Consider the following 19,981-nt stretch of genomic DNA (forward strand, 5'->3'; position numbering starts at 1 on the left):
GGCACCATTACGGTGCCCTCATGGTACTCAGATATCCTGGACGGCGAACAGCAACGCGTTGCGGTGCCGGGTCATTCCACATTTTCTGATGGCGTGAATACGCATATTGCGGCGGGATTGTGCTTCCAGCCAACGAGCCTTGCGACGACTCACCTGTCGCAACATGCGCCAGCGCCCTACTTCTGTTCTACTGCGCTTCATGTCTACAACTCTTTCTCAAACAGAGACGCCATTATAAACCCAACCCGGCTGCAAACCAGCGCTTTTACCTGGCGTTTTTATTTGCCAGATGAATCCTGATGCGTACACTCATAACAATACGCTTTCAAAAGGATTTTTTTAACTATGACAACCTTCTACACCGTGGTGAGTTGGCTGGTCATTTTGGGATACTGGCTGTTAATCGCGGGTGTGACGTTACGCATCCTGATGAAGCGCAGAGCCGTACCCTCTGCCATGGCCTGGCTTCTGATCATCTACATCCTGCCGCTGGTGGGAATTATCGCCTATCTCTCTTTCGGTGAGCTTCATCTCGGTAAACGCCGCGCCGAGCGGGCCCGCGCCATGTGGCCCTCCACCGCGAAGTGGCTGAACGACCTTAAAGCCTGCAAGCATATCTTTGCCGAGGAGAACAGCAGCGTCGCCTCGTCACTGTTTAAGCTGTGCGAGCGCCGTCAGGGGATTGGCGGCGTTAAGGGTAATCAGCTCCAGCTGCTAACCTCGTCCGACGACGTTATGCAGGCGTTAATCCGCGATATCCAGCTGGCGCGTCATAATATCGAGATGGTTTTCTATATCTGGCAGCCCGGCGGGATGGCTGACCAGGTCGCGGAATCGCTGATGGCCGCGGCGCGACGCGGCATTCACTGCCGTCTGATGCTTGACTCTGCGGGCAGCGTGGCATTTTTCCGCAGTCCCTGGGCAGGGATGATGCGCAATGCCGGTATCGAAGTGGTCGAGGCGCTGAAGGTTAACCTCCTGCGCGTGTTTCTGCGCCGGATGGACCTTCGTCAGCACCGTAAAATGATCATGATCGATAACTATATTGCCTACACCGGCAGCATGAACATGGTTGACCCGCGCTTCTTTAAACAGGACTCGGGCGTGGGTCAGTGGGTGGATTTGATGGCGCGCATGGAGGGGCCGATTGCCACCTCGATGGGCATCGTCTACTCCTGCGACTGGGAGATAGAGACCGGCAAACGCATCCTGCCGCCACCGCCGGACGGCAATATTATGCCGTTTGAAGAGGCCAGCGGTCACACTATTCATACCATTGCTTCCGGCCCGGGCTTCCCGGAGGATTTGATTCATCAGGCGCTGCTGACGGCGACCTACTCGGCGCGTGAATATCTGATCATGACGACGCCCTACTTTGTTCCCAGCGATGACCTCCTGCACGCGATCTGTACCGCGGCGCAGCGCGGCGTGGATGTGAGCATTATTTTGCCGCGCAAAAATGACTCCCTTCTGGTGGGCTGGGCCAGCCGGGCATTCTTTAGCGAACTGCTGGCCGCAGGGGTGAAGATCTACCAGTTCGAAGGCGGACTGCTCCATACCAAGAGCGTGCTTGTCGACGGCGAGTTAAGCCTGGTGGGAACGGTGAACCTGGATATGCGCAGCCTGTGGCTTAACTTTGAAATCACGCTGGTTATTGATGATGCCGGCTTTGGCGGCGATCTCGCGGCGGTGCAGGATGATTATATCTCCCGCTCCCGCCTGCTGGATGCCAGACTGTGGGTAAAACGTCCGCTGTGGCAGAGAATTGCCGAACGACTGTTTTACTTCTTTAGTCCGTTGCTGTAAAACGTGCCCAACGATGTTAAACAGGTAGTCATCATGGAAATGGATCTGAACAATCGCCTGACCGAAGACGAAACGCTCGAGCAGGCCTATGACATTTTTCTCGAACTGGCGGTTGATAACCTCGATCCCGCAGACGTGATCCTCTTTAATCTGCAGTTCGAAGAGCGCGGCGGTGCCGAACTGTTCGACCCTTCAGAAGACTGGGCTGAGCATGTGGATTTCGACCTGAACCCTGACTTCTTCGCCGAAGTGGTGATCGGGCTGGCCGATGAAGACGGTGGCGAAATTAATGATATCTTCGCTCGCGTCCTGCTCTGCCGTGAGAAAGACCACAAGCTGTGCCATATTCTCTGGCGCGAATAATAAAAAAGGCTGCGATTGCAGCCTTTTTTATTTACTCCGGCAACGGATTCCCACAGCGGTGACAATAACGCGCGTTGAGTTCATGTTCCCCCTGATGACATCGCGGACATTTGCGCTGCTGCTTGCGGCTCTGAAATGCGCTACTCATGTGCGTGGTAATCAGCCCGGTCGGAATGGCAATGACCGAATAGCCAATCAAAATCAGCACTGAGGCCACAATTCGCCCCAGCGGCGTATGGGGCGTGATATCCCCGTACCCCACGGTCGTTACGGTCACGATCGCCCAGTAGACGGACGCATTGAGCGTCGTAAAGCCATATTTCGGCCCCTCAATCAGATACATCAGTGCGCCAAAAACAATCATGACAATGGCAATAAACGAATAGAACAGAATAAGCTGATGACGGGCGCTGACGATTGCGCTCCAGAATATGCGCAGTGAGGGCATAAAGCGCAGTAATTTCAGAATACGTAATACGCGAATAACGCGCATCGCTCGCCAGGCAAAGACATAGCTCAGGCTGATTTCCGGCCACAGCCACATGACGTAGAGCGGCAGAATGGTGGCTAAATCGATAAATCCCCAGAAGCTGAAAACATATCGGGCCGGGTTAGGCCAGGCAATCACTCGGAGGAGATATTCAGCGGTAAACACCAGGGTAATCGCCAGCTCAAGCCAGACAAAGACATGCCATTCGTCAAACGTCAGGTGGTATTGCGTCCCGGCACCCGATTCAATAAAGATGATAACCACGCTGAGGAGCGCAAATAAACCACAAAGACCCTCGAAGCGCCGTCCGGATACCGTTTCAGGATCGAATAAAACATGATAAAGCCGCCGACGGGCTGACGTGAATAAACGCGACACAGTGACCTCGCAAAAAATAAGGGCTGACATCATGTCAGCCCTTGCGATTATAACGGGTCTACTTTCAGGCAGGAAACCGCATGTCGGAAACTGCCTTCCAGAACCGGCCGTGTTTTCGCACATTCCGGCCCGGCCATAGGGCAGCGCGTGCGGAAGACGCAGCCCGACGGCGGGTTAATCGGTGAAGGCAATTCCCCTTCCAGAAGCTGGATGGTCTTATTCTTTTCCAGATCGGGATCGGGGATCGGCACTGCCGACATCAGCGCTTTGGTGTAAGGGTGCAGTGGATTGTGGTACACCTCGTCATAGGTGCCCAGCTCCACGGCGTGCCCCAGATACATCACCAGCACGCGGTCAGAGATGTGTTTCACCACGGCCAGGTCATGCGCGATGAAGATCAGCGACAGCCCCATTTCGCGCTGCAGCTTCTGCAGCAGGTTAACCACCTGCGCCTGAATGGAGACGTCGAGCGCGGAAACTGGCTCATCACAGATAATCAGCTTCGGTTCAAGGATCAGGGCGCGCGCAATACCAATACGCTGACACTGACCGCCGGAGAACTCGTGAGGATAGCGGTTGATCAGGTTAGGCAACAGCCCAACTTTCAGCATCATCGCCTTAACGCGATCGCGCACTTCCTGGCGGGACATCTTCGGATGATAGGTCCGCAGCGGTTCGGCAATAATCTCACCGATGGTCATACGCGGGTTTAATGACGCCAGCGGATCCTGGAAAATCATCTGGATATCGCTGCGCACGTCGCGCCACTCGTCGGGCTTCATGCCCAGCAGATCTTTACCCAGCCAGGCCACTTTGCCGTCGGTGGCTTTTACCAGACCGATAATGGCGCGCGCAAAGGTCGATTTACCGCAGCCGGACTCGCCCACCACGCCCAGGGTTTCCCCTTCGTACAGGCGCAGCGTGACGCCGTCCACCGCTTTCAGGGTCTTCGACGGCTGCCAGAACCACTGTTTGCCATCCTTGATGTCGAAATGCACTTTAAGGTCAGCAATTTCGAGCAGTACATTGCGTTTTTCATCTAATGCGTTCATACCAGCTCCTCCTGCGGCTTAAAGCAGGCGCGCAGACGGCCTGGTGCAAACTCTTCCAGCGGCGGTGCGCTGTTGCAGATTTCCATCGCGTGCGCGCAGCGCGGCTGGAACGGACAGCCTTTCGGCAGGCGCAGCAGGTTTGGCGGGTTGCCCGGAATGGTCAGCAGGGATTCCCCTTCCGCATCGAGACGCGGCACCGCGTTCAGCAGGCCAATCGAGTAAGGATGCGCTGGATGATAGAACACGTCACGCGCTTTGCCGTATTCCATGGTACGACCGGCATACATGACCAGCACTTTGTCACAGATGCCCGCCACCACGCCCAGGTCGTGGGTGATCATGATAATCGCGGTGTTGAACTCACGCTTGAGCTCGTTCAGGAGGGTCATGATTTGCGCCTGAACGGTAACGTCCAGCGCGGTGGTCGGTTCGTCGGCAATCAGCAATTTTGGCCGGCACAGCAGCGCCATCGCAATCATCACGCGCTGACGCATACCGCCGGAGAACTCGTGCGGGAACATGCGCATGCGCTTGCGCGCTTCCGGCATTTTCACCGCATCGAGCATTTTGACCGACTCTTCAAAGGCTTCGGCTTTGCCCAGACCTTTGTGCAGCATCAGCACTTCCATCAGCTGCTCACCGACGCGCATGTACGGGTTCAGCGAGGTCATCGGATCCTGGAAAATCATCGAGATCTGCTCGGCGCGCAGCTTGTTCAGCTCGTGCTCCGGCAGGTTGAGGATTTCACGACCGTTGAATTTCGCGGAACCGCCAATCACACCGTTAGCGGCCAGCAGGCCCATTAACGCAAAGGCGGTCTGGGATTTACCGGAACCAGATTCCCCCACGATACCGAGCGTTTCACCCGCGCGCAGGTTGAAGTTGAGATCGTTCACGGCGGTCACATCCCCGTCCGGGGTCTTAAAGGTGACGCGAAGATCTTTTACGTCCAGCAGAAGGTCGCTCCGCTGCTGCGCCTGTGGCGCGGTTGCCGTTTCAATCATTGTCATGACGGCGCTCCTTAACGGTCTTTCGGGTCGAGGGCATCACGCAGGCCATCGCCGATAAAGTTGAAACAAAACAGGGTAACGACCAGGAAACCCGCCGGGTATAACAGCAGCCACGGTGATACTTCCATTGAGTTTGCACCGTCACTCAGCAGCGCGCCCCAGCTGCTCAGCGGCTCTTGCGTACCCAGACCGAGGAAGCTCAGGAAGGATTCAAACAGGATCATGCTTGGTACCAGCAGTGAGGCATAGACCACCACCACGCCCAGCACGTTAGGAACGATATGGCGAACCACGATATTCCCGGTAGAGACACCGCCGACCTGCGCGGCTTCGATAAACTCTTTGCGTTTGAGGCTCAGCGTCTGGCCGCGAACAATACGCGCCATATCCAGCCATGACACCATCCCGATGGCCACGAAGATCAACAGGATATTCTGACCAAAGAAGGTCACCAGCAGGATGACGAAGAACATAAACGGGAAGGAGTTCAGGATTTCCAGCAGACGCATCATCACCGAGTCCACTTTGCCGCCAAGGTAGCCGGACAGTGAGCCATAGAGCGTCCCGACGATCACCGCCACCAGCGCGGCAGCAATCCCGACCATCAGCGAGATACGCCCACCGATAGCGACACGCACCAGCAGGTCACGTCCGGATGAGTCCGTGCCAAAATAGTGGCCAGACTCCATATCCGGCGCGCTGGACATCATGCCCCAGTCGGTGTCGAAATAGGTAAATTGCGACAGCATCGGGGCAAGGGTCACAAACAGCGCGATGATCACCAGAACTACCAGACTCGCCACCGCCGCGCGGTTGTGCATAAAGCGACGACGCGCGTCCTGCCAGAGGCTACGACCTTCCACTTCCAGTTTTTCACTGAAGTTTTCCAGCGCCTCGCTGTTTTTCTTACTCAACATCATGGCGTGCTCCAGTTAGTAACGGATTTTCGGGTCGATGACGGCATACAGCACATCGACGATAGCGTTAAAGAGAATGGTCAGCGCACCGACGAGAATGGTCAGGCTCAGTACCAGCGAATAGTCGCGGTTAAGCGCGCCGTTAACAAACAGCTGGCCAATGCCCGGCAGGCCGTAAATGGTTTCGATAACCATCGAGCCGGTGATGATCCCGACGAATGCTGGTCCCATGTAGGAGAGCACGGGCAACAGCGCCGGTTTGAGCGCGTGGCGGAAGATAATCCGACGCATCGGCAGCCCTTTCGCGCGCGCGGTACGAATGAAGTTCGAATGCAGCACTTCGATCATTGAACCACGGGTGATACGCGCGATACTGGCGATGTACGCCAGGGATAATGCCACCATCGGCAAAATCATGAACTTTAATGCCCCGCCGTTCCAGCCGCCGCCAGGCAGCCACTTCAGCGTAATGGCAAATATCATCACCAATAATGGCGCGACAACGAAGCTGGGTATGACTACCCCGGTCATTGCCACCCCCATTACGGCATAATCCCATTTGGTATTTTGTCTGAGCGCGGCGATGACGCCTGCGGTGACCCCGAAAACAATGGCCAGAATGAATGCCGCTGCACCCAATTTCGCCGAAACCGGGAAGCTGGACGCCACCAGATCGTTAACGGAATAGTCTTTATATTTAAATGACGGTCCAAAATCACCGTGGGCCAGCTGCTTCAGGTAATTGAAGTACTGGGTAGAGATAGGATCGTTTAAGTGGTATTTCGCTTCGATATTCGCCATCACTTCTGGCGGCAGCGTACGCTCACCGGTAAATGGACTTCCCGGCGCAAGGCGCATCATGAAGAAGGAAATCGTGATGAGAATAAATAGCGTTGGAATCGCTTCAAGACAGCGACGTAGGATAAATTTCAACATTGCCCGTACCTTCTGGCGTGTGCCTATATAATGTGACGTTGGTTAGACACCGTGGGGCGAGCACGCCCGCCCCACTCATTGCCATTAATGCTTGATAATATACAAGTTTTTAACGTAGATATTATCCATCGGGTCTTTACCGGTGTACCCACCTACCCACGGTTTCACCAGACGGGCGTTAACGTAGTAGTAAACCGGAACGATCGCGGAATCTTTATCCAGCTGCTGCTCAGCTTTAGAGTACAGTTCAGTACGCTGTGCTTCGTCAGTGGTTTTCAGCGTGTCGGCAATCAGCTTGTCAAATGCCGGGCTCTTATAGTGCGCGGTGTTGTTTGAGCTGTCGCTCAGCATGGTGTTCAGGAAGGAGGTCGGTTCGTTATAGTCCGCACACCAGCCGGCACGCGCCACGTCAAAGGTGCCCTGATGACGGCTGTCGAGGAAGGTCTTCCACTCCTGGTTCTCCAGCTTCACGTTCGCGCCCAGGTTCTTTTTCCAGATCGAGGCGACGGCGATAGCCAGTTTTTTGTGCAGATCGGAGGTGTTGTACAACAGGCTAAAGGTCAGCGGCTTATCGGCGGTATAGCCCGCTTCGGCCAGCAGTTTCTTCGCTTCTGCGTTACGCTGTTCCTGCGTCTGTTTGAACCAGTCTGGCTCGGTCAGTTTTGCGCCATCGGTGTATGGAGGGGTATAGCTGTATGCCGGCAGATCGCCCTGGTTTTTCACTTTGTTCACGATGATATCGCGATCCAGTGCCAGCTTCAGCGCAGTACGAACACGTACGTCGGTGAACGGTGCTTTCTGGTTGTTGATTTCATAGTAGTAGGTGCACAGGTACGGGTCGACGTGAACTTCTTTCGGGATCTCTTTCTTCAGCTTCTGGAACAGTTCAATCGGCATGTTGTTATAGGTCATGTCGATTTCGCCGCTGCGGTAGCGGTTGACGTCAGTCACTTCGGAAGAAATTGGCAGGTAGGTCACCTGATTAATCACGGTTTTAGCGTTGTCCCAGTATTGCGGGTTACGCTCAAGCACCATACGCTCGTTGACCACCCAGTCTTTCAGCTTATAGGCGCCGTTGGTCACGATATTGGCAGGCTGGGTCCATTTTTCACCAAATTTTTCCACGGCGGATTTTGGTACCGGGGAGACGGACGGGTGAACCAGCAGCTTATAGAAGTACGGAACAGGTTCGCTCAACGTGACTTCGAAGGTATTGGCATCGATCGCTTTAACGCCCAAATCGGTGATCGGTTTTTTGCCCGCGATGATGTCATCAATATTGGCAATATGGCCATATTGCAGGTAGCTCGCATACGGAGAGGCGGTCGTTGGATTCGCCAGACGCTGCCAGCTATAAACGAAATCTTCAGCCGTGACCGGCGTACCGTCGGACCATTTCGCATCTTTACGCAGATGGAAGGTCCAGACTTTGAAATCTTTGTTTTCCCATTTTTCTGCCACGCCCGGTGCCGGGTGGCCGTCTACGTCAGTTACCAGCAGGCCTTCGAACAGGTCGCGGTTAACGTTAGACTCAGGAACACCTTCAATTTTGTGCGGGTCAAGAGACTGAACTTCCGCACCGTTGTTACGCACCAGCGTCTGCTTCTCCGCCAGCTGAACACCTGCAGGAACGTCCGCAGCCATTGCAGCGTTTCCCGCGATTAGCGCAGTTAAAATCCCCGCCGCTACCAGATTTTTTTTTGTGATGATGGACATTGTGTTGATACTCCACTCATTATAATGACTGGCCTTCGCCAGCTGTGTAATCCCCTGTTGGGGCCTGTACAGCGCAGGAGTTTTTTTTGCTGCTGTCAGGTTCTTCTTTTACTGCTTGCTATCACCGACTTTTTTATTACTGACCGCTCGTATGGCAGTCTTGCGTCGATTCTTTACAGGCCTCCCCTGTTTGAGACCTGTTCTGGATATCCGAGATGAGAACCATATGAAAATAATTCTCATCTGATTGTTTTATGCTGCAAAATATTAGGCCGGAAAGTATCAAATGGCGTAATCGTGCGCCAATACATTTTGCAAATTTGTTAAGCAATTCTCTTTTACGGTGAGTACCGTATCGTTGAGGGCAGCCCTGCCGGACATCGAACATCACTATAAAGACATGATATTCAATAGGATAGAGAAAATTTTCTCTACAAGCGCGTCGCTGCGCTATCATCGTGTGATTTTGTACAAAAATTTAACAACTGGTTATTATTTAGCACATTCATCTAGGGGAATGTTGAAATTACTAATATCATTTCGGTTATCTCTCAGCAAGCCCCAGAGTATCATGTGAGTAAAATAACAGAGCGATCGAAGATTTTCTGCGCAGGCGGGGTAAGGCGGAATTAATAACCTATTGAAATACAAGAAATGAACATTATTAGTAGAATTTATTATGATATGTGAGTATTTCAACTTTAGTTATATGATTTGCTGATAATCACGTAAAAAAACGGAGCCGTCGCTCCGTTCTTTCATATGAAGTATTAATGCAATAATCCGGGGAAAATGCTTTTAATACCCGTGACGATGAATTCGATCCCTAACGCCATCAGCAACAGGCCCATGATACGCGTAATGACGTTGATGCCCGTCTGACCCAGCAAGCGCACCAGCCAGGGTGCCATGCGGAACACGCCCCAACAGCAGAGCGCAAAAATGGCAATAGCCACGGAAAAGCCAATCAGGTGCATCAGGCTATGATAACGCGTGCCCCAGACAATGGTTGAACTGATGGCCCCAGGACCGGCCATCAGCGGTAAGGCCAGCGGCACCACGCCAATGCTTTCGCGGATGGCGGTTTCTGACTTCTCTTGTTTATTCTGCTTATCCTCGCCCAGCTTACCGCTGATCATGGACATGGCGATGGTCACGACCAGGATCCCACCCGCAATGCGGAAAGAATCTATCGAAATCCCGAAAAGCTGGAGAATGGCGTCACCCAGAAAAAGAGAGGTGAGCAATATGATCGCCACCGACAGGTTAGCGGTGAGGTTGGTCTTATTCCTGGCCGCCGCTGTCTGGTAACTCGTCATACTAATGAAGACAGGAATGATCCCCACCGGGTTGACCAGGGCAAACAAACCAATAAAAAATTTAAAATACGTTGGAAAATCAAAGAGCGTTTGGATCACGTTTTGCTCCGCTTATACATATGCCCTGGACTGACAATTTGTCATGAGAAATCGCGCTGAAGATACCCTTTTTATCAGCATACTTCACTTGAAATCTGTACCAAAACGTTATCATTTCAGGATGTTAAACATTTGTATAATCAATGATAGTGCCGCTTCCAATACTTACGTAATTATTTAACACTGGAAAAATCAGCACGAAATAACCCTGCTGAAAGGTATCAGCTTAGGGGAAAATTGATGCAGATCATGATTTCCGTACTCAGAAGTGAGTAATCTTGGTTACACCCCCAGGGAGGCCACCTGCCAAAAAGGGATGATGCTAAGGTAAGGCTCTTTTAGTAAATTAGTGTGCTGGTGTAGAAAGTAACTCTTTGTTTTATTTTGTGTTACGCAAGTGCTATCGGCTCTGTCTATACTGTGTGACGTATCGAGCGCTGGTTTACTAAAAGAGTTTAAACATTATCAGGAGAGCATTATGGCTGTTACTAATATCGCTGAACTGAACGCCCTCGTCGAGCGCGTGAAAAAAGCCCAGCGTGAATATGCCAATTTCACCCAAGAACAGGTTGATAAAATCTTCCGCGCGGCCGCACTGGCTGCTGCAGATGCTCGAATCCCTCTCGCTAAAATGGCCGTTGCCGAATCCGGCATGGGTATCGTTGAAGATAAAGTGATCAAAAACCACTTTTCTTCAGAGTATATCTACAACGCCTATAAAGATGAGAAAACCTGTGGCGTGCTGTCTGAAGACGACACCTTCGGTACTATCACCATCGCTGAACCTATCGGCATTATCTGCGGTATCGTTCCGACCACTAACCCAACGTCTACCGCTATCTTCAAATCACTGATTAGCCTGAAGACCCGTAACGCAATCATCTTCTCTCCACACCCACGTGCGAAAGACGCGACCAACAAAGCTGCAGATATCGTCCTGCAGGCCGCTATTGCTGCGGGTGCACCAAAAGACCTGATTGGCTGGATCGACCAACCTTCTGTTGAGCTCTCCAACGCGCTGATGCATCACCCGGACATTAACCTGATTCTGGCGACCGGTGGTCCTGGCATGGTTAAAGCTGCATACAGCTCCGGTAAACCGGCTATCGGTGTGGGCGCGGGTAACACCCCTGTTGTTATCGACGAAACTGCTGACATCAAACGTGCTGTCGCGTCTGTCCTGATGTCTAAAACCTTCGATAACGGTGTAATCTGTGCATCTGAACAGTCTGTTGTAGTTGTGGATTCCGTATATGACGCGGTTCGCGAACGTTTCGCCAGCCACGGCGGCTACCTGCTGCAGGGCAAAGAGCTGAAAGCGGTTCAGGACATCATCCTGAAAAATGGCGCGCTGAACGCCGCTATCGTGGGTCAGCCAGCCTACAAAATTGCTGAACTCGCAGGCTTTACCGTTCCGGCAACAACCAAAATCCTGATCGGTGAAGTGAAAGTTGTTGACGAAAGCGAGCCGTTCGCACACGAAAAACTGTCTCCTACGCTTGCCATGTACCGTGCGAAAGATTTCGAAGAGGCGGTAGAGAAAGCGGAGAAGCTGGTTGCCATGGGCGGTATCGGTCACACCTCTTGTCTGTACACTGACCAGGATAACCAGCCTGAGCGTGTTGCTCACTTCGGTCAGATGATGAAAACCGCACGTATCCTGATCAACACCCCTGCTTCTCAGGGTGGTATCGGTGACCTGTACAACTTTAAACTCGCACCTTCCCTGACTCTGGGTTGTGGTTCCTGGGGTGGTAACTCCATCTCTGAAAACGTTGGTCCAAAACACCTGATCAACAAGAAAACCGTTGCTAAGCGAGCTGAAAACATGTTGTGGCACAAACTTCCGAAATCTATCTACTTCCGCCGTGGCTCTCTGCCAATCGCGCTGGATGAAGTGATCACTGATGGCCACAAACGTGCGCTCATCGTGACTGACCGTTTCCTGTTCAACAACGGCTACGCTGACCAGATCACCTCTGTGCTGAAAGCGGCTGGCGTCGAAACTGAAGTGTTCTTCGAAGTTGAAGCTGACCCAACCCTGAGCGTGGTACGTAAAGGTGCTGAACTGGCTAACTCCTTCAAACCAGATGTGATTATCGCACTGGGCGGTGGTTCCCCAATGGACGCCGCGAAAATCATGTGGGTCATGTACGAGCATCCAGAAACTCACTTCGAAGAACTGGCGCTGCGCTTTATGGATATCCGTAAACGTATCTACAAGTTCCCGAAAATGGGCGTAAAAGCGAAAATGATCGCGGTCACCACCACTTCCGGTACCGGTTCAGAAGTCACGCCATTCGCGGTAGTAACAGACGATGCAACCGGTCAGAAATACCCACTGGCTGACTACGCACTGACGCCAGACATGGCTATCGTTGATGCGAACCTGGTTATGGAGATGCCGAAGTCACTGTGTGCATTCGGTGGTCTGGATGCGGTAACTCACGCCCTGGAAGCTTACGTTTCTGTACTGGCATCTGAGTTCTCTGACGGTCAGGCTCTGCAGGCTCTGAAACTGCTGAAAGAAAACCTGCCAGCGTCCTACAACGAAGGGTCTAAAAACCCTGTAGCACGTGAACGTGTCCACAGTGCCGCAACCATCGCCGGTATCGCGTTTGCCAACGCCTTCCTGGGTGTTTGCCACTCAATGGCGCACAAACTGGGCTCACAGTTCCACATTCCTCACGGTCTGGCGAACGCCCTGTTGATCAGCAACGTTATCCGTTATAACGCTAACGACAACCCAACCAAGCAGACTGCTTTCAGCCAGTACGACCGCCCACAAGCACGTCGTCGCTATGCTGAAATCGCTGACCACCTTGGTCTGAGCGCACCGGGCGACCGTACTGCTGCCAAGATTGAGAAACTGCTGGCATGGCTGGAAAGCCTGAAAGCTGAACTGGGTATTCCTAAGTCAATCCGTGAAGCGGGCGTACAGGAAGCTGACTTCCTTGCTCACGTAGATAAGCTGTCTGAAGATGCATTCGATGACCAGTGTACTGGTGCTAACCCGCGCTACCCACTGATCTCCGAGCTGAAACAGATTCTGCTCGATACCTACTACGGTCGTGAGTTCAAAGAAGGTGACGTTGCCGCTGTGAAAACAGAAGCCTCTGTCATCAAAGCTGACAAGAAAGCGAAGAAAAGCGCTTAATTGACATCAGCAGATGAAAAACCCGCCTTTATGGCGGGTTTTTTTATGTGTGAATAATAAGCCAGACGTTATTTTCTGTTGTCGTGCTGAATCGCCGTCAGCGAGCCTACAGATAGCGCTTCTTTATAATGCTTACGGCAGACCGAAACATAGCGTTCATTGCCGCCTATCACCACCTGCTCACCATCTGCATAAGGTTTCCCGGCCTGGTCAAGACGAAGTACCATACTGGCTTTACGACCGCAGAAGCAGATCGTTTTCAGTTCGACAAGTTTATCCGACCAGGCGAGCAAATACTGGCTCCCCTCAAAAAGCTCGCCGCGGAAATCCGTGCGCAGGCCATAACACAGCACGGGGATATCAAGCTCATCGACTACCTCTGACAGGGCATGGACCTGTTCACGCGTCAGAAACTGGCTTTCATCGACCAGGACACAATGAATGGGCTGCGCAGCATGTTCTGCACGAATGTCTTCAAACAGATCGGTTTTCGGGTTAAACAGTCTTGCTGGCGACGAGAGCCCTATTCTGGAGCTCACCTTCCCCGCGCCAAAGCGATCGTCAATTTCCGCCGTATAAACAACGGTACGCATCCCTCGCTCCTGGTAATTGTACGAGGATTGCAGCAGCGCGGTGGATTTCCCGGCATTCATTGCCGAATAGTAGAAATAAAGTTGTGCCATTGGCCGTAAAACCCTAATCAATGTGTAATATTCCCGATGAGTCATTGTACCATATTTTGTCTGGTCATCAGCGATGCTGCGCACAGAGGATGCAGTTCAGTACGGCGTTCAGTACCGTCTGTTTAACAAAATAACCCGTTAAAACATGAAGTAAACGCATTCAGCCAGACGACGAGGTTATAAGTTCAACCAAACATAACACTTCTTTTTATAGTGGAATCCGTGTTCTTTAAGATTCACTATTTATTAACTATTTCAGGCTTAGCACCAGGGGTGAGAACTAATACAAAAGGCTGATATTTCTCCGCCGCAACTATAATTCCTGCGGGAAATGTCACAAAAAAAAGATGCAGGCGGCCTGTTTTAGCATGCTCAGATGATAACAACCGAGACTGCTGGGTGGCGGAATTTAAGTTAGCGTAATTAATAATAGCGGCAATATTTAGTATTTTTTGAATTCCTTACATTCCTGGCTATTGCACAACTGAATTTATGGCTCTATTATTAGGTCAACAAACCACCCCCCATTATAAGTTTGAGATTACTACAATGAGCGAAGCACTTAAAATTCTGAACAACATCCGTACTCTTCGTGCGCAGGCAAGAGAATGCACCCTCGAAACGCTTGAAGAAATGCTGGAAAAATTAGAAGTTGTAGTTAATGAACGTCGCGAAGAGGAAAGCGCTGCTGCGGCTGAAATCGAAGAACGTACTCGTAAACTGCAGCAATATCGTGAAATGCTGATTGCTGATGGTATCGATCCAAATGAATTGCTGAACAGCATGGCTGCCGCTAAAACCGGTACTAAAGCAAAGCGTGCTGCCCGTCCTGCTAAATATAGCTACGTTGATGAGAACGGCGAAACTAAAACCTGGACTGGCCAGGGTCGTACTCCTGCTGTTATCAAGAAAGCGATGGATGAGCAAGGTAAACAGCTGGACGACTTCCTGATCAAGGATTAATCGAGCCTTATTCAGAAAAATCCCGCTTATTGCGGGATTTTTTTTAACCTAAATTTGTCGCAAACATCCTCTTACACTCTGTCATAAAGCATTATTTAGCAATTTCATCGACTGTACTTTAAGACAGGTTTTCGGGAGTGTTACGGGCATAAAAAAACCGGTGGGCAACGCCTCACCGGTTTGAACATTTGCAGCGGTGGGTTATTTCTTAATACCTACGCTCTCTTTGAGCCAGGTTTTAAATTCTTCGCCGAGGGTATTGTGGCGGATACCATATTCAACAAACGCCTGCATATAACCGAGCTTATTACCGCAGTCATGGCTCTTACCTTTCATATGGTAGGCCTCAACGGTCTCTTTCTCGATCAGCATATCGATGGCATCCGTCAGCTGGATCTCATCACCCGCTCCTGGAGGCGTTTTAGCCAGCAGAGGCCAGATTTCAGCACTCAGGACATAGCGACCTACAACGGCAAGGTTTGAAGGCGCTACGTCAGCTTTAGGCTTCTCTACGACGCCAACCATTGGCACACTCTCACCCGGCTCAAGGTTAACGCCTTTGCAGTCAACCACACCGTATGCCGTTACGTCTTCAACAGGCTCAACCATAATCTGGCTGCTGCCGGTTTCGTCGAAACGCTTGATCATTTCAGCCAGGTTATCCTGAGAAAGATCGGATTCGTATTCGTCCAGAATAACGTCAGGCAGAATCACCGCTACAGGCTCATCACCCACGACTGGGTGTGCGCACATAACAGCGTGGCCCAGACCTTTCGCCAGCCCCTGACGAACCTGCATAATGGTGACGTGTGGAGGGCAAATAGACTGAACTTCTTCTAACAGCTGACGCTTAACGCGCTTTTCCAGCATGGCTTCAAGTTCAAAGCTTGTATCGAAATGGTTTTCGATAGAGTTTTTAGATGAATGCGTAACCAGCACAATTTCAGTAATGCCGGCTGCGATACATTCATTCACGACATACTGGATTAATGGCTTATCAACCAGAGGCAGCATCTCTTTAGGAATCGCCTTGGTTGCTGGTAACATCCTGGTCCCCAATCCCGCTACCGGGATAACGGCCTTTCTGACTTTCGAATTTAGGGCAGCCATTCAAATTCTCCTGAGCTGTTCAAGTTTTGAACTTTTATGCAATAAATAACGCGTTGAGTATATCAGTCTCGCCCCGCAGTCCGGGTCTGAAAAGAACGCGTTGCCGATCAATTAGGATAAATACGCATGAAACCGGGCAGCGATAGTAGCACTCCCCGCAAAACACAGGTAAAGCAATCTTAAAATGACGATCCAATTGCTTATTCCGTGGACAACATTAAGCGTAGCCGCCCCCCGGCGCCCCAAATTTGGCACTGCCACGAGGAACAGCGGTGGCTAATTTGATTAAGATACGCCGTTCCCAACGTCCCAAGCGGTACACCGTTACTCACCTGAATATGGTGTTCACCGGTATTCAGTGATGCATTGAGACCGGCTGAAACGAGGATCAGATTTTTTAAACCGCTGTGGTAATAGCCGACCAATAGCGGAAACTGTCCAGGCAAATTGGCCTGACGAAAAAGCTGGTTTACCTGTTTGAGTAAACTGCCTAACTCCGGCAACCGTTGTCCCTGATGGGATAACTGTTCCTGCAACAAACCATTAAATAGCGCACGAAGAAGCAACGCCGCTAATACACCGTTATCCCCCGCCCGGGTGACATCCAGAGAATAAAACGCAAGGTCAGAATCTGACAGTGGCGCAATATCCAGCACCAGCCCAGGCTGGTCAGCGGCCACCAGCTGCCGATAATTTACGCGACAGTGGGAAATAGTTTGCTGGACGGGCGGCTGGAGCTCTTGCAACAGTTTCGCCGCAGCAGGCGGATTACTCACCAGCGCGTCCCAGTCCTGGAAAAGACGTTCCTCTTCTTCTACCCGGGAATTAAACATATTCGGATAAAGGCACGCTAAGACCGTTTCTCGCAGCCGGTTCAAATCTTTAACCGGCTTAAGCAGAATATCCTGTACCCCAAGACGTAATGCTTTTGCGATATCCGCCATGTTCTCGGTGGCAGAGATCACCAGAATCGGCGTCTGATTGCCTTCGTTACGCAGATGCTCAACCAGCTTCAGTCCATTCATGCGCGGCATCGCAATGTCGCAAATCATCAAATCGGGCGTAATGCTGATCATTTTTTCCAGGGCGTCGATGCCATCTTCAGCCAGTGACGTCATTGCGCCCAGCGAGGATAACCACGAATCCAGTAGCGATCGGAAAACGGGCTCGTCTTCAACAATCAAAATGTGTTTTCCGGCCAATGGCTGCGTCATGGTTCCTCCCCTGGCTGACAGTAACTAAATAGTGGCATGCGATCGGCACTATCGCCTGTCAGATTTTGCTGAAGTAGTCAAAAAAAGGTGCTTAACGTGCGGTTTGCACAAAAGGCAACAATTCGTCCATTTTCTTTTCGACGGCTAACGAGCCCGCTGCGATGGCGGCCTCAGCCCGATGGAAATCAAGAGTAGAGATTTGCGGACAGTACGGCTGAATAAGAATATCCGGAGGATCGCCTGCCATACGGTTACGTTTAAGGCGATTCTCGAGTACCTGAATTGACGTGGTCATGATTTCTATCGCCGTCGGCGCAGCAACCGAACGACGTGCGGCCATACGCCCGATTCTTCCGCGCAGGCGCTCGTGCCAGGCCAGTTTCTCGCCCTCAGCATCTTCGCTCTGGAGGTTGACCGGCATGAGATCCTGTTGCATCAGGTGGGCGTCGTGCTGCAGGTCGACGGCAATCACGATGTCAGCACCCATTGCACGCGTCAGAGAGATGGGAACCGGGTTAACGACGCCACCATCGACAAGCCAGTAACCGTTGTGTGGGACAGGCGCCATGAGTCCCGGCATACTGCAGGAGGCACGCACGGCAAGATGGATATCCCCTTCGGTTAGCCAAAGTTCGCGACCTGTACTGAGGTTCGTCGCGACGGCGCCGAAAGGCATCTGACAATCAGTGAAGTCTTCGAGGGGCATAACCTGGCGGAACTGGTTAAAGACGCGTTCGCCGCGCAGCAGCCCACCACGCTGCCAGGAGAGGTCCATCAGACGCAGCACGTCCCAGTAGCTGAAGGAGCGCACCCACATCTCGAGCTCCGGAAGCTTCCCGCACGCGTAAGCGGAGCCGACAAGCGATCCGATTGAGCACCCTGCAACAATATCGACGGTAATGCCCATCTGATTTAAGGCATTAATCACGCCGATGTGTGACCATCCCCGGGCGGCACCTGAACCCAGCGCCAGCCCAATTTTAACCTTTCTCATTAGTCCTGTTTTACGTCCCCTGGATTCCTGACATGGCATCAACGCAACGCCTCAGTTAACATAGTGCTACCCGAAGCGTTTTACGCCTTTATTTTTTGTTCCAGGAAGAGAATCGTGTCTCAACTCTGCCCTTGTGGTAGCGCTCTGGAGTATAGCCTATGTTGCCAGCGATATCTTTCTGGCGATCAGGTTGCACCAGACCCGTCACACCTTATGCGTTCACGGTACACTGCTTTTGTGATCAAAGACGCAGACTACCTGATTAAAACCTGGCATCCATCCTGCCACGCAGCCGATTTCAAACAGGACATCGAAGCCGGGTTTGCGAACACGCAGTGGCTCGGCCTCACCGTCTATGAATCCTGTCCAGGCAGTCATGAAGATGAAGGTTACGTCAGCTTTGTTGCCCGTTTTACCGAGAACGCTAAGCCTGGCGCCATTATCGAGCGTTCCCGGTTCTTAAAGGAACGCGGGCAATGGTATTATATTGACGGAACGCGTCCACAGTTTGGTCGTAACGATCCCTGCCCGTGTGGTTCAGGTAAAAAATTTAAAAAGTGTTGCGGGCAGTGATGCCTGACAACCCAGACTTCGCAAATACAAACAGGATTTCCCGGCGATGCAATCATTACAACGTAAAGTTCTGCGCACCATCTGTCCCGATCAAAAAGGGCTGATCGCACGAATTACCAACATTTGCTACAAACATGAACTGAATATCGTGCAGAACAACGAGTTCGTTGACCACCGTACCGGCCGCTTCTTCATGCGTACCGAACTGGAAGGTATTTTCAACGACACCACCCTGCTGGCCGATCTGGACAGCGCGCTTCCGGAAGGCTCCGTGCGCGAGCTGACCCCTGCGGGCCGACGCCGCATCGTGATCCTGGTGACTAAAGAAGCACATTGCCTGGGTGACCTGCTGATGAAAGCCAACTACGGCGGTCTGGATGTCGAAATTGCGGCAGTTATTGGCAACCATGAGACGTTGCGCTCGCTGGTCGAGCGCTTTGATATTCCGTTCGAGCTGGTTAGCCATGAAGGCCATACGCGTGAAGAACACGACGACCTGATGGCGCAGGCCATTGAAGCGCATAACCCGGACTACGTGGTGCTGGCGAAATACATGCGCGTGTTAACGCCGTCTTTCGTGGCGCGTTTCCCGAACAAGATCATCAACATCCACCACTCGTTCCTGCCGGCCTTTATTGGTGCGCGTCCATACCACCAGGCGTACGAGCGCGGCGTGAAGATCATCGGCGCGACAGCCCACTACGTGAATGACAATCTGGACGAAGGCCCCATCATCATGCAGGACGTGATTCATGTGGATCACACTTACACCGCTGAGGACATGATGCGTGCAGGGCGTGACGTTGAGAAGAATGTGTTAAGCCGCGCGCTGTATCAGGTACTGGCCCAGCGTGTCTTCGTTTACGGCAACAGAACCATCATTCTTTAATCTTTCGGAAAATGAATTGATTAGCTTTGCGCCTTTACGGATAAAAAGCAGGCAAACAACTTCATTTCCCTAAAGGAAAGCTTTACAGGGGCGTCTCATTTGATATGATGCGCCCCGCTTCCAGCAGGAAGCAGGCCAGTAAAAAAGCATTACCCCGTGGTGGGGTTCCCGAGCGGCCAAAGGGAGCAGACTGTAAATCTGCCGTCATCGACTTCGAAGGTTCGAATCCTTCCCCCACCACCATCACTTCCCCAACATAAAAAAACCGAGTCCGCCCTAGTAGGCCGGGTAAGGCGCAGCCGCCACCCGGCG

At 52.0% G+C, this 19,981-nt stretch carries 18 protein-coding genes and 1 tRNA gene; 7 read left to right on the forward strand and 12 right to left on the reverse strand.

Annotated features, from left to right (window positions below):
- Positions 1 to 27: 27 nt before the first annotated feature.
- On the reverse strand, positions 28 to 201 hold the full coding sequence (locus HMPREF3143_RS25640) for a YciY family protein (RefSeq protein ID WP_021240326.1): 174 nt from the start codon (positions 199 to 201) through the stop codon (positions 28 to 30).
- Positions 202 to 345: 144 nt separating this feature from the next.
- Between HMPREF3143_RS25640 and cls the strand changes: the two genes are divergently transcribed.
- Positions 346 to 1,806, forward strand: a complete 1,461-nt coding sequence (gene cls / locus HMPREF3143_RS11445) for a cardiolipin synthase (protein WP_008502791.1) — start codon at positions 346 to 348, stop codon at positions 1,804 to 1,806.
- A gap of 33 nt (positions 1,807 to 1,839) precedes the next feature.
- Positions 1,840 to 2,169, forward strand: coding sequence for an HI1450 family dsDNA-mimic protein (locus tag HMPREF3143_RS11450; protein ID WP_006810881.1), 330 nt, complete (start codon positions 1,840 to 1,842; stop codon positions 2,167 to 2,169).
- Between the two features lie 31 nt (positions 2,170 to 2,200).
- Here HMPREF3143_RS11450 and HMPREF3143_RS11455 read toward each other — a convergent pair whose 3' ends face one another.
- The 7 genes from HMPREF3143_RS11455 to HMPREF3143_RS11485 all read right to left on the reverse strand — a co-directional run bounded on the left by HMPREF3143_RS11455 (position 2,201) and on the right by HMPREF3143_RS11485 (position 10,086).
- Positions 2,201 to 3,070: an ion transporter gene (locus HMPREF3143_RS11455; protein ID WP_008502790.1), complete on the reverse strand. Its 870-nt coding sequence runs from the start codon at positions 3,068 to 3,070 to the stop codon at positions 2,201 to 2,203.
- Between the two features lie 14 nt (positions 3,071 to 3,084).
- Positions 3,085 to 4,089 (reverse strand): murein tripeptide/oligopeptide ABC transporter ATP-binding protein OppF, encoded by a 1,005-nt coding sequence (oppF, locus tag HMPREF3143_RS11460; protein ID WP_008502789.1) that lies wholly within the window; start codon positions 4,087 to 4,089, stop codon positions 3,085 to 3,087.
- Complete coding sequence (locus HMPREF3143_RS11465) at positions 4,086 to 5,099, reverse strand: ABC transporter ATP-binding protein (RefSeq protein WP_023327640.1); 1,014 nt, start codon at positions 5,097 to 5,099, stop codon at positions 4,086 to 4,088. The genes oppF and HMPREF3143_RS11465 overlap by 4 nt, the downstream gene beginning before the upstream one ends.
- An 11-nt stretch (positions 5,100 to 5,110) precedes the next feature.
- Positions 5,111 to 6,019: an oligopeptide ABC transporter permease OppC gene (oppC, locus tag HMPREF3143_RS11470; protein ID WP_008502787.1), complete on the reverse strand. Its 909-nt coding sequence runs from the start codon at positions 6,017 to 6,019 to the stop codon at positions 5,111 to 5,113.
- Positions 6,020 to 6,031: 12 nt separating this feature from the next.
- A complete protein-coding gene (gene oppB, locus HMPREF3143_RS11475) occupies positions 6,032 to 6,952 on the reverse strand; it encodes an oligopeptide ABC transporter permease OppB (protein WP_008502786.1) in 921 nt (306 codons plus the stop codon).
- Positions 6,953 to 7,036: 84 nt separating this feature from the next.
- Positions 7,037 to 8,668 carry an oligopeptide ABC transporter substrate-binding protein OppA gene (gene oppA / locus HMPREF3143_RS11480; RefSeq protein WP_008502785.1) on the reverse strand — a complete coding sequence of 544 codons (1,632 nt, stop codon included), beginning with the start codon at positions 8,666 to 8,668 and terminating at the stop codon, positions 7,037 to 7,039.
- Positions 8,669 to 9,438: 770 nt separating this feature from the next.
- Positions 9,439 to 10,086 carry a YchE family NAAT transporter gene (locus HMPREF3143_RS11485; protein ID WP_021240330.1) on the reverse strand — a complete coding sequence of 216 codons (648 nt, stop codon included), beginning with the start codon at positions 10,084 to 10,086 and terminating at the stop codon, positions 9,439 to 9,441.
- A 478-nt stretch (positions 10,087 to 10,564) separates the two neighbouring features.
- Here HMPREF3143_RS11485 and adhE point away from each other — a divergent pair, with 478 nt between their 5' ends.
- Positions 10,565 to 13,243, forward strand: coding sequence for a bifunctional acetaldehyde-CoA/alcohol dehydrogenase (adhE, locus tag HMPREF3143_RS11490; RefSeq protein ID WP_070533095.1), 2,679 nt, complete (start codon positions 10,565 to 10,567; stop codon positions 13,241 to 13,243).
- 68 nt (positions 13,244 to 13,311) lie between these two features.
- Here adhE and tdk read toward each other — a convergent pair whose 3' ends face one another.
- Entirely contained in the window at positions 13,312 to 13,926 is a 615-nt protein-coding gene (gene tdk / locus HMPREF3143_RS11495) for a thymidine kinase (protein WP_008502782.1), read from the reverse strand.
- Between the two features lie 549 nt (positions 13,927 to 14,475).
- Between tdk and hns the strand changes: the two genes are divergently transcribed.
- Entirely contained in the window at positions 14,476 to 14,889 is a 414-nt protein-coding gene (gene hns / locus HMPREF3143_RS11500) for a histone-like nucleoid-structuring protein H-NS (RefSeq protein ID WP_008502781.1), read from the forward strand.
- A 201-nt stretch (positions 14,890 to 15,090) separates the two neighbouring features.
- Here hns and galU read toward each other — a convergent pair whose 3' ends face one another.
- From galU to rssA, 3 genes are all read right to left on the reverse strand, one after another.
- Positions 15,091 to 15,999 (reverse strand): UTP--glucose-1-phosphate uridylyltransferase GalU, encoded by a 909-nt coding sequence (gene galU, locus HMPREF3143_RS11505; RefSeq protein WP_008502780.1) that lies wholly within the window; start codon positions 15,997 to 15,999, stop codon positions 15,091 to 15,093.
- A gap of 200 nt (positions 16,000 to 16,199) precedes the next feature.
- Complete coding sequence (gene rssB / locus HMPREF3143_RS11510; RefSeq protein WP_021240333.1) at positions 16,200 to 17,213, reverse strand: two-component system response regulator RssB; 1,014 nt, start codon at positions 17,211 to 17,213, stop codon at positions 16,200 to 16,202.
- A 91-nt stretch (positions 17,214 to 17,304) separates the two neighbouring features.
- Entirely contained in the window at positions 17,305 to 18,207 is a 903-nt protein-coding gene (gene rssA, locus HMPREF3143_RS11515) for a patatin-like phospholipase RssA (protein ID WP_070533097.1), read from the reverse strand.
- 114 nt (positions 18,208 to 18,321) lie between these two features.
- On the opposite strand from rssA, the gene HMPREF3143_RS11520 reads away from it, so the two are divergent.
- From HMPREF3143_RS11520 to HMPREF3143_RS11530, 3 genes are all read left to right on the forward strand, one after another.
- Complete coding sequence (locus HMPREF3143_RS11520) at positions 18,322 to 18,780, forward strand: YchJ family protein (RefSeq protein WP_032652249.1); 459 nt, start codon at positions 18,322 to 18,324, stop codon at positions 18,778 to 18,780.
- Positions 18,781 to 18,826: 46 nt separating this feature from the next.
- Complete coding sequence (purU, locus tag HMPREF3143_RS11525; RefSeq protein WP_021240336.1) at positions 18,827 to 19,669, forward strand: formyltetrahydrofolate deformylase; 843 nt, start codon at positions 18,827 to 18,829, stop codon at positions 19,667 to 19,669.
- 158 nt (positions 19,670 to 19,827) lie between these two features.
- Positions 19,828 to 19,912: transfer RNA gene (locus tag HMPREF3143_RS11530), tRNA-Tyr, on the forward strand.
- The last annotated feature ends 69 nt before the right edge of the window (positions 19,913 to 19,981 follow it).

Source organism: Enterobacter sp. HMSC16D10 (assembly GCF_001807145.1).
GTDB classification, from domain to species: Bacteria; Pseudomonadota; Gammaproteobacteria; order Enterobacterales; family Enterobacteriaceae; genus Enterobacter; species Enterobacter roggenkampii.

Coding starts and splice junctions, on each gene's coding strand:
- HMPREF3143_RS25640 (WP_021240326.1), bottom strand. CDS start 201: ATGAAGCGCAGTAGAACAGAAGTAGGGCGCTGGCGCATGTTGCGACAG.
- cls (WP_008502791.1), top strand. CDS start 346: ATGACAACCTTCTACACCGTGGTGAGTTGGCTGGTCATTTTGGGATAC.
- HMPREF3143_RS11450 (WP_006810881.1), top strand. CDS start 1,840: ATGGAAATGGATCTGAACAATCGCCTGACCGAAGACGAAACGCTCGAG.
- HMPREF3143_RS11455 (WP_008502790.1), bottom strand. CDS start 3,070: ATGATGTCAGCCCTTATTTTTTGCGAGGTCACTGTGTCGCGTTTATTC.
- oppF (WP_008502789.1), bottom strand. CDS start 4,089: ATGAACGCATTAGATGAAAAACGCAATGTACTGCTCGAAATTGCTGAC.
- HMPREF3143_RS11465 (WP_023327640.1), bottom strand. CDS start 5,099: ATGACAATGATTGAAACGGCAACCGCGCCACAGGCGCAGCAGCGGAGC.
- oppC (WP_008502787.1), bottom strand. CDS start 6,019: ATGATGTTGAGTAAGAAAAACAGCGAGGCGCTGGAAAACTTCAGTGAA.
- oppB (WP_008502786.1), bottom strand. CDS start 6,952: ATGTTGAAATTTATCCTACGTCGCTGTCTTGAAGCGATTCCAACGCTA.
- oppA (WP_008502785.1), bottom strand. CDS start 8,668: ATGTCCATCATCACAAAAAAAAATCTGGTAGCGGCGGGGATTTTAACT.
- adhE (WP_070533095.1), top strand. CDS start 10,565: ATGGCTGTTACTAATATCGCTGAACTGAACGCCCTCGTCGAGCGCGTG.
- tdk (WP_008502782.1), bottom strand. CDS start 13,926: ATGGCACAACTTTATTTCTACTATTCGGCAATGAATGCCGGGAAATCC.
- hns (WP_008502781.1), top strand. CDS start 14,476: ATGAGCGAAGCACTTAAAATTCTGAACAACATCCGTACTCTTCGTGCG.
- galU (WP_008502780.1), bottom strand. CDS start 15,999: ATGGCTGCCCTAAATTCGAAAGTCAGAAAGGCCGTTATCCCGGTAGCG.
- rssB (WP_021240333.1), bottom strand. CDS start 17,213: ATGACGCAGCCATTGGCCGGAAAACACATTTTGATTGTTGAAGACGAG.
- rssA (WP_070533097.1), bottom strand. CDS start 18,207: ATGAGAAAGGTTAAAATTGGGCTGGCGCTGGGTTCAGGTGCCGCCCGG.
- purU (WP_021240336.1), top strand. CDS start 18,827: ATGCAATCATTACAACGTAAAGTTCTGCGCACCATCTGTCCCGATCAA.